The organism is Mycobacterium sp., assembly GCF_052143115.1.
In the GTDB taxonomy this organism is placed as follows: Bacteria; Actinomycetota; Actinomycetes; order Mycobacteriales; family Mycobacteriaceae; genus Mycobacterium.
In genome coordinates, this window is the sequence record NZ_JBKQTQ010000086.1 from 1 (window position 1) to 8,601 (window position 8,601).

An 8,601-nucleotide genomic window follows, 5' to 3' on the forward strand; every position below is an offset into this window, starting at 1 on the left:
CCCGACACTCGTACGATAATTTCTCACTGGGGCCTCCCACATCTTGTGGCTCTACCGGCCAGGACCACATTCCTGACGGCAACCCACGTTCACATGTGAGCGAGGCCCCAGCCCCTCATACCGTCTATAGGGGCTGCTCAAGGGCCCTGTCAGCCGACCCAAATCCCGAGGACACCTGCGTTTTCGGTACGTTCGGCACACTCTCACAGTTCGGTGCCGGTGCGGCTGTGGTTCGGTGGCGTTCGGGGTACGCACGGGGTACCGCCCGCCAATTCGGCAGGGAGCGGCAACCCTAACCCCTACCCGGTGCATGCGCACAGGTGCACCCCGCGGACAATTTTGCAGCCGCATCGCGCGCGTACCGCAACCGTACTGGCAGCGACCGAAATCGCTGTCGAGAAATGGCGAGGCCGAAACTTCCCGTCGACCATCTATAGATGGCAAAGTGCGACGTTGGAAAGCCATCTGTCCGATGGCCATCAAGTGGATGACGGGAGAGCGGCGTGGCGGAGGCAATCGCCAATCCGATCCTCAACGGCCCGTTTGACGAACCGACGGCTCACTTCAAGATCGGTCCACACGGCCCGACGGGCGAGTTGATCCCCGGGCGACGACCAAGCGAATCGTTCATCCCAATTGCACAGTCACGAAAGGCACGAAAGGCCAGGGAAGCCCAACAGGAGGCCCTCGACTTCGACCGCACTGGCGAACGCATCGAACGCAACACGTTGATAAACGATCTACGCCGAGAAGTACAACGATGGCGACGACGCGACTACGAGCGGGCCACCCCGATCAGCCGCAAGCTAATGCAGCATTGGGCCGATCCGACACGCGAGAACCGAGTGCTCTTCTGCCAGCGCGAGGCAGCGGAGACTGCGATCTTCCTCGCTGAGGTGGCCGGCGGCGGCCGCAAAACACCGAACGATCTCCGACTCTGACCATGTCGCCGCAGCGAAAGTGTTGCGCCGCAGACGCATCCACATCTCTCCTAAGCGATGCGCCGACCACCGGCCGAGTAGTGGGCGCGATAACGGTGCAAACTCATCGGTGCACACGCACAGCGAGGTAGTACCCGTGCCGTCGGGTGTGGTCGACGGTATAGCCGATCGCCTTCGCGACGCCGTCAGTATCGAGATCCAACCAACGCTCGGTGCGCTGGCGCTCAAATTCGCTCCAGGACGCGACGGTGAACCTTTCGAGGAACGTGTCGGGTTGTCCGACACTGTGATACAGCCGCCAACTGTGGCCACCCGTTCGCATCCGTGATCGCCTGACCGCGCTCATTGCCTCGACGAAGCTTTCGAAGTTCTCGGCCGGCACTCGATAGCGGACGGCCACAAGCACCGGTCCATCGTTAGGACATGGTTCAAACACCAGCCTCGGTGTCGGCCAGGCAGTGGAAACCTCGACGCTCAGCTTCCCGGTGGACGGCCGCAACGGCAGTGCGGGCACGCTCAGCGCAACAGCGCCCAGCACCACCGCCGACCAGAGCAGCGCGGTGTCAAGTCCCGCCCGGGTGGCAACGGCACCCCACATGTAGGAGCCAATTGCCTGAGATCCGGTGGAGACCAGCAGATACACCGACAACCCCCGGGCCATAACCCATCGCGGTAACGACAACTGCGCTGCCGCGTTCAACGTCGTCAACGTGATCAGCCAGGCCATCCCCGACAACACCAAAAAAGGCATTGCCGCCGCGAACGGTAGCCAGATCACCGCCAGCGGCGCACTACCGTAGGCGGCGGCGGAGGCCGCCAGCAGCACGTTGTGTGACACTTTCCAGCGCAAGCGTGCGGGAAACGCCACAGCCAGTACGGAGCCAAAACCGATGGCCCCTAGCGCCATACCATAGCCACTGGCTCCCAGGTGCCATCTGTGGGCGGCGGCCATTGGCAACAGCGCCAACAGGGCAGAGGCGGGAAATAGGAAAAGGGCTGCGCGCGACAAGATCCTGCGGAAAATTGGAGCGTTACCAACGAATAGCAGTCCGCTAATGATGGCCTGGCCGAGGTGCTCTCGTTCGATCGGCGCGAGTTGCTTGGGTCGCTTCCACCCTTCTAGGGCAACGATTATTCCCGCGAACGACACAGCGTTGATTGCGAAGACTGCGGCGGGGCCGACCAACGCCACGGCGATGCCGCCAATTGCCGGTCCGATCGCTCGGGAGGCGTTTGCCGAGACGCTGGCCAAAGTCGCGGCGGCCGGTATCTGCTCGCGCGGGACTACCTCGGGCTGAATCGCCTGCCAGGCCGGTCCGGCTAGCGCAGAAGCGCAGCCGATGGCCACGGTAAACATCAATAGTGACGTCGGGCCGAGGCGACCGAGGTGTGTCAGGACTGCCAGGGCTAGCGTCACTAGCACTGCATACGACTGCATAAATATCAGGTACCGGCGCCGGTCGAACAGGTCGGCCAGCGCTCCGGCGAACAATCCCAAAAGCAGCGTCGGGCCGAGACTCGCCGTCTGCACCAGTGCGACGATGACGGCGCTGCTGTGCTCTTCCACTAAGAACCATTGGGCCGCCACACTTTGCATCCACGTCCCGAGGTTGGAGACGAACGACGCGATGAACAGGTTGCGATAAATGGGATTGTGTAACGGCGCCCACGGCGATGGTTGTTCGGCGTCGGCGCGCTCCTGAGTCTGAGTCACGCCGAACTCATTGTCGACAGCAAAGGCAGACGGAGTTTGATGTGTGACATACGGCCAACGCCCTTTCGCGTTGTACAGGGATAGAATTCTAAGACATGCGCACCCGGCGCGCGCACCACGGATCATCACCCTGACAATGCCCTTGTAAACGATGAATGATCGATGAGTTGGCGTCGGCGAACCGACAAAATGGGCTCTGAAGTGGGGCGGGCGGGGCTCGAACCCGCGACCAACGGATTATGAGTCCCTAGCCAGCGCCTCCGAGACCAGGCGAAACGGTTAGCTGAAATGGATCAAAAAGCCTGTTCCAGAGCCGTTTTAGTCCGTTCGCGGTGCGGCTACGGTCCGAGGTCGGCACGACCTAGAATCGCCCGTGGGCGCCGCGTAAGCCCGTCCTTCCAGCGGCGAGATGCATGGGACCGTGGCCGCAAGAGTCGATATGTCGAATCGCTCGCATTAGTACTGCAGCCGTAGATCGGGGCTGCTGATTCTGGCGTGTCTGCGCTGGTCAAGGCGGTGACCGCGGCATTGTTCAGAGTTTGTGAAGACAACCAAATATGCCGCGGTCGCCGCGACTCATAGCGTAGACCCTGATCGGTGGCAGGCGGAGTTCTCGGCGGTGCTGGATCGGATCGCGCCGCGTTTCGCCCGCTACGAGCCCCTGCGCCATGCCGGTGAACTGATGGCCGGGATGGTCTCGGGGCTGGACAGAAAGAATTGCTGGACCATTGCTGAGCACCGCGGTGCGGCGACTCCCGATGGGCTGCAGCATCCTCTGGCGCGGGCCAGCTGGGACGCCGATGCCGTGCGCGATGATTTGCGAGATTACGTCGTCGACGCCTTCGGCGACCGCAGCGCGGTCCTGATCCTTGATGAGACCGGCGACGTGAAGAAGGGCGTGCATTCGGTGGGGGTGCAGCGTCAGTACTCCGGCACCGCGGGCCGTATCGAGAACTCCCAAGTCGCGGTGTACTTGACCTACGCCGCCCCGCGCGGGCACGCCCTGATCGACCGCGCGCTGTACTACCATGATCGTGGGCCGAGGATTCTGATCGCTGCGATGGCGCCCGAATCCCTCGGCACGACAGAACCTTTGCCACCAAGCCGACGCTGGCCACGGCGTTGATCGACCGCGCCGTAGCCGCCGAGGTCCCGCATCGTGGGTGGCCGGCGACGAAGTCTACGGGGCCGACCCACGACTACGGGTCGGCATTCGCGGCCATCGTCTGGGCTATGTGCTGGCGGTCGCGGCGAATCGGCGGGTGCCCACTCACGCCGGCCCGATCCGCGTCGACGCGCTGCGCGCCCTGATACCCGCACGGACCTGGCAGCGCCACTCCGCCGGCGCCGGGGCGCACGGGCCGCGGCTGTACTCGTGGGCGTGGTTTCGGCGCTGGCCGAAGACGACGCCGACACCGGCGTTCATCATTTGCTGATCCGCCGCAACGACGCCACCGGCGAGCACGCTTACCTGCGCTGCTACTCACAGCGCCCGGTGCCGCTGCGCACCCTGGTCACCGTCGCCGGTCAGCGCTGGCGCATCGAGGAATCCTTCCAAGCCGCCAAGGGCCTCACCGGGCTCGATCAGCACCAGGTCCGGCGCTGGCGATCCTGGTATCGCTGGACCACCCTGGCCATGCTCGCCCATGCCTTCTTGGCGGTGGCCACCGCCATCGAACGCGACACCGCACCCACCCCCGCTGGTCTGATCGCGTTGACCGTCAACGAATTTCGCCGACTTTTCGACGCCCTGCTCCTGGCCACACTCCAGAGTCTCACCGCTCTGTTGGCCTGGTCACGATGGCGCCGACGACACCAATACCGAGCCCGCCAATCCCACCATCGGCGACGGGAAAACCGACGATCCCGATCTACGATTAGGCCCACCCGTGCCGCAGATCAGCTTCGCCGAACCGTAAACTGCATTAGGTGACTCCGGATTACCGCTTGCGGCGTCGGAACAAGTATAGTCACGCTGCGTCGCCGATTGGCGAATCCGGGTGTGAACGTGAAGTCGTCAGTTCGATGAAAGAGGTGTCCCTCAAAGAGGACTGCCCGGTTCGCGCGATAGGGAATGACGGTCGATTCAGCGTGTTGATCCCGGAGGAACTGCCTGACCCGTTCTCCTCCAGAGTTGTAGTCCTGATAGCTCCAATCGCTAGGTGCCGTCTTGTCCCAAAAAACAAGGCCGCCCGTGCTCGGGTTAAGGTTCGCAGAATCGGGGGTGATCCATAAGTTCAAAGAGAAGTCGGCGTTGTCACCGTGAATATCAGTTCCGGGCGGTTTGGTGTCGTACGCGAACGCCCACCAGTCTGCTAATTGATATCCAGCAAATGCCTCACCGAGTGCTGCTGAAAGTTCTTCTGCTATGGCGAACAGTGAGATGCTAACGAATCCATCTTGAGGAAAGGCGCCCAGATAGCCGGACTTATATGGGCGACGCCAGACTGTAGATTCCAAGCAGAATTTTTGCACCTGATCTAAGCCTTCTGGGGTCAGAAAATCATCTATAACTTGTACCTTCGGCAGGCCGGTCACGATTGCTTGTTGTATTGGCCTGTAGTCGACACCCGTATTGAGGTATCTTGGCAGCTTCTTCTCTGAAACCCTCACGAACGGCGGGTTGGCGAGGATCCGACTGCTTGGCCCGTGGACGGATACCAGAGGTGCCTCGCCGTTTGCCCCGTCGATAACGTCCGCGAGGTGGCGCCGCAGGCCATGAAGCTCTTCAGTGGAGACGTCGTCGAACGCTTGATGATCAAAATTTCCGCTGGCCAGAATATGCTCAAGTTGCTCAACGTTATGCAAGGCGAAGTGTGCAGGGATTGAATAATTGTCGGGCGGTATCGGACGCTGTTCGCAACAGAGGGCGCCAAGAGCGGTGTAATCTGACAACGCGGAGGCATAGTCCTCCAAAGCCACATTCACCTTCGCAAGGACATCTCTGGCCGGTACAGAGGAAGGTTCCTTTTCCACCGCGAGCGAGGCGTAGCGAAGTGCTTTGTCATGTTCTCCCAGTTCGAGATAAAAGGCAGCGAGCGTGCACATTGCGGAAAGCGACCCCCCCGCCTCAACGACGTTCGCGAGGATGTCCACTACTGACCCAAGGCTTCCGCCCTGCGTCAAACGCTCAACCTGACTGAGGGCCGCACTGCTCGAATCCGGCACAAACGTCATGACGAAGACCTCCTAAGCACACCCTGCCACGAGCAGAACCGATGTGCACAAGGTGCACCCGAGCGATGTGAGCCGGGCGTGGGCGCTATGCCGCCCGGCCATTTCGCTCCGAAATCCAGATCCATCGAACGGATGCCGCGGAACTCTTCGACGTGGAGCTTTTCGAGCTGAATCCTACGGGCTGATCTCCAACGGTCGTCTTGATACTTTGGCCCGACGACGCAAGTTAGCTAGTTTCCCGACCTCGCCGCCACCGTCCGCCATGCGCCGCGCCGACGCCGCGACGAGCGCTACCAAGAAGCTCAGCGGCTTCCCGTCAACTCGCTATAAGCATGCCTTATTCGGTGGGGCGGGCGGGGCTCGAACCCGCGACCAACGGATTATGAGTCCCTAGTCAGCGCCGGTGCGACCAGGCGAAATGGTTAGCTGAAATAGCTCAAATCGCTGGCAAGAGAAATTTCGGGCCGTAGCCGGTACGGTCGCGGTCCGCCGTCGGTGCGGCTGAGGATCGCCTTCGGACGCCGCGTTGAAGCCGCGCGGCGAGATCGCCATAGGGGCTGTTTGCTAGCTGGACACGGCGACGCGAGCCGCCGGGTGCCCGGTTCGGCCATAACGGCGCGGTTAGCTCGCCGGCGCGCGGGCGCGTTTTATCGACCTAATGGCGCATACTGTCCGCGAGCCAGCTTGTAGGGGTACCGTGCGCTCACTCTTCGCGCTCTTGAGCATGTCCGACACCCAACACCCGCTCGGCTCTGCTTGGTACGGCCGGCAACGCGATGGCGGCATATCCAAGTTCAGCATCGGTACGGCGAACACCCGTTGTTAAAAGGAATTACTGCCTTCGTTCACACTTACGGGGGCTGGTGTTTACTTTGAATCATATTGCGGTCACAGAGGATTCGGCGATAGTGTGTGCCCATGATTCGGACCAGCACCACGAAAATCATCATTGGCGGAGGCGGCGGCGGCCGCATCCTCGGCGGTGGGGGTGGGGGCGGCCGCGGCGGCGGTGGCGGTGGCGGCCGTTAAGGCCAAAAACCGCTTTCCCCTTACGATTGCGCCCCTTTGGTCCCCGCGGCGGAATCGTGGGGCGCTCGGCCCGCGCGGCGCTTATCCCGCGGAGGTATCTGCGTCTTAAGCGAGTCACCCGTGAGCCGGGCTTTCACGGCCATCGAGTACGCCTTGGTGGTGTCGGGGCTCACGCGGAAGGCGGCCTCCCATGCCTCGGCGAGACGCCTACCGGCATCAGAGCCCCACAACCTAAAACCGTACGCCAGACGCAGTTCGGTCACTCAAATCGGCTGGAACGGTCGCTCTTCGATGTCCTCGCCGATAATCAGTGCGGTCCCGGCGGGCACTTCCCGCCACACCCCGGGCAGATGGGTCAACGGCTCAGAAACCACTACCCGGGCATCATCACCGAAGTGCATCAGGCGCTCGTTGTCGGGGTAGAGCATGCGCACTGACTCCGGGTCTTCGCTCACAAACAGCGTGTTCACTTCCCGTCCGCTGGCATAACGGGCCGCGTACAGGCGCACGCCGTCGCTGATCCCGATCGTCATCTGCAGCGCGGGTTCATCCACGCCGGCCGCCGCGGCGGCCGTTTCGACGAAACCTGCCATCCGGGCGATCCCCGCGATCGGATCATCCGTGAGACCGAAGGTGAGTGCGAGGTGAAACAGCAGCTCCGAATCGGTAGACCCCGCTATGTTGCCGAACAGGTCGGGGCGCACAGCGAACAGCAGATCGCGGCGCAACCGCTGATATCCGCCGACGTGTCCGTTGTGCACAAACAGCCAGTTGCGGTAGCGGAACGGGTGACAGTTGGTCTGCTGCACAGGTGTCCCAGTCCCCGCGCGAACATGGGCAAGAAACAGTCGGGTGCGGACCTCGGTGGCCAGTTCCAAAAGATTCTCGTCGCCCCACGCCGGGGTGACGCTGCGAAATAGCGCCGGTTCGGCACGGTGCTCATACCAGCCCAGCCCTGTGCCGTCCCCGTTGGGAATCTCCATGTTCGGCGCGTGCCTACGGCTTTGCTCGATAAGTGAGCGCTCCGGGTCATATAGCAACTCCCTGGGCGCGATCGAGCCGCCCAGGTATGCAACCCACCGACACATCCGACTCTCCTTGTTGCACCTTGTCTCAGCCTGGCATGCCCGCGCTCGTCGCTTCCGGGTACTAGTGACCAGCTGCCGCTGTGCGAGCCGTCTCGCGAATCACTTTGTGTACGAACGCCAGCTTGCCGACCACCGCCTGCGGGATGTCGAATGGGTAAAGCGGATTCTTACCCATGGCGGTGTTCACCCGATTGAAGCACAGCGACAACCACTTCCAGTCCTCCAGCAGCCGCTCGATCGGGGCGTCCTCGTAGGACGGGAGCGGAACGACGTCCCCCTGAACCGAGAAACGGACCCTGTCGGCATGCAAGATCAGTCCGGACTCCCGGGCGGTGTCGATGGTGCCAGTGATGTGCAGATAGTGGGCGAAGCACTCGGCAAAATCCTCCCAGGGGTGCATCGTTGCGTACTCGGAAATGTAGAAGTCACCCCAGTTCGCCGGCGCACCGAATTTGTAGTGTCGTGCGATCTCGTCTTGATAATCGGCGCGCTCATCGCCGAAGATCTCGCGGCACTCGTCAAGGTAGCGCGTGGCTCCGGGATCGGTTTCCACCAGCATGTTCTGGTAATAGTGGCCGACCTCGTGGCGGAAATGACCCAGCATGGTGCGGTAGGGCTCACCGAGATGGACTCGAAGCGACTCACGGTAGGC

Annotated in this window: 4 protein-coding genes and 2 pseudogenes; 2 read left to right on the forward strand and 4 right to left on the reverse strand. The window is 62.1% G+C overall.

All coding sequences use genetic code 11. From position 1 onward, the window contains the following. Positions 1-503: 503 nt before the first annotated feature. A pseudogene (locus ACLQI9_RS09770) lies at positions 504-935 on the forward strand (restriction endonuclease); the annotation flags it as partial. Positions 936-1,044: 109 nt separating this feature from the next. Here ACLQI9_RS09770 and ACLQI9_RS09775 read toward each other — a convergent pair. Further along, complete coding sequence (locus tag ACLQI9_RS09775; protein WP_442382472.1) at positions 1,045-2,655, reverse strand: MFS transporter; 1,611 nt, start codon at positions 2,653-2,655, stop codon at positions 1,045-1,047. Positions 2,656-3,277: 622 nt separating this feature from the next. Between ACLQI9_RS09775 and ACLQI9_RS09780 the strand changes: the two are divergent. Further along, positions 3,278-4,588 (forward strand): annotated as a pseudogene (locus ACLQI9_RS09780) (IS701 family transposase). On the opposite strand, the gene ACLQI9_RS09785 reads toward ACLQI9_RS09780, so the two are convergent. The 3 genes from ACLQI9_RS09785 to ACLQI9_RS09795 form a co-directional block, all read right to left on the reverse strand. Next, the gene (locus tag ACLQI9_RS09785) at positions 4,555-5,832 is read right to left on the reverse strand and encodes a tetratricopeptide repeat protein (protein WP_442391573.1); all 1,278 of its coding nucleotides are present in this window, start codon (positions 5,830-5,832) and stop codon (positions 4,555-4,557) included. The pseudogene ACLQI9_RS09780 and the gene ACLQI9_RS09785 overlap by 34 nt on opposite strands. Before the next feature lie 1,292 nt (positions 5,833-7,124). Further along, complete coding sequence (locus ACLQI9_RS09790) at positions 7,125-7,949, reverse strand: class II glutamine amidotransferase (RefSeq protein ID WP_442382470.1); 825 nt, start codon at positions 7,947-7,949, stop codon at positions 7,125-7,127. Positions 7,950-8,010: 61 nt separating this feature from the next. Further along, positions 8,011-8,601: putative zinc-binding metallopeptidase (locus tag ACLQI9_RS09795; RefSeq protein WP_442391575.1), on the reverse strand; the 591-nt coding region annotated here is incomplete at its 5' end.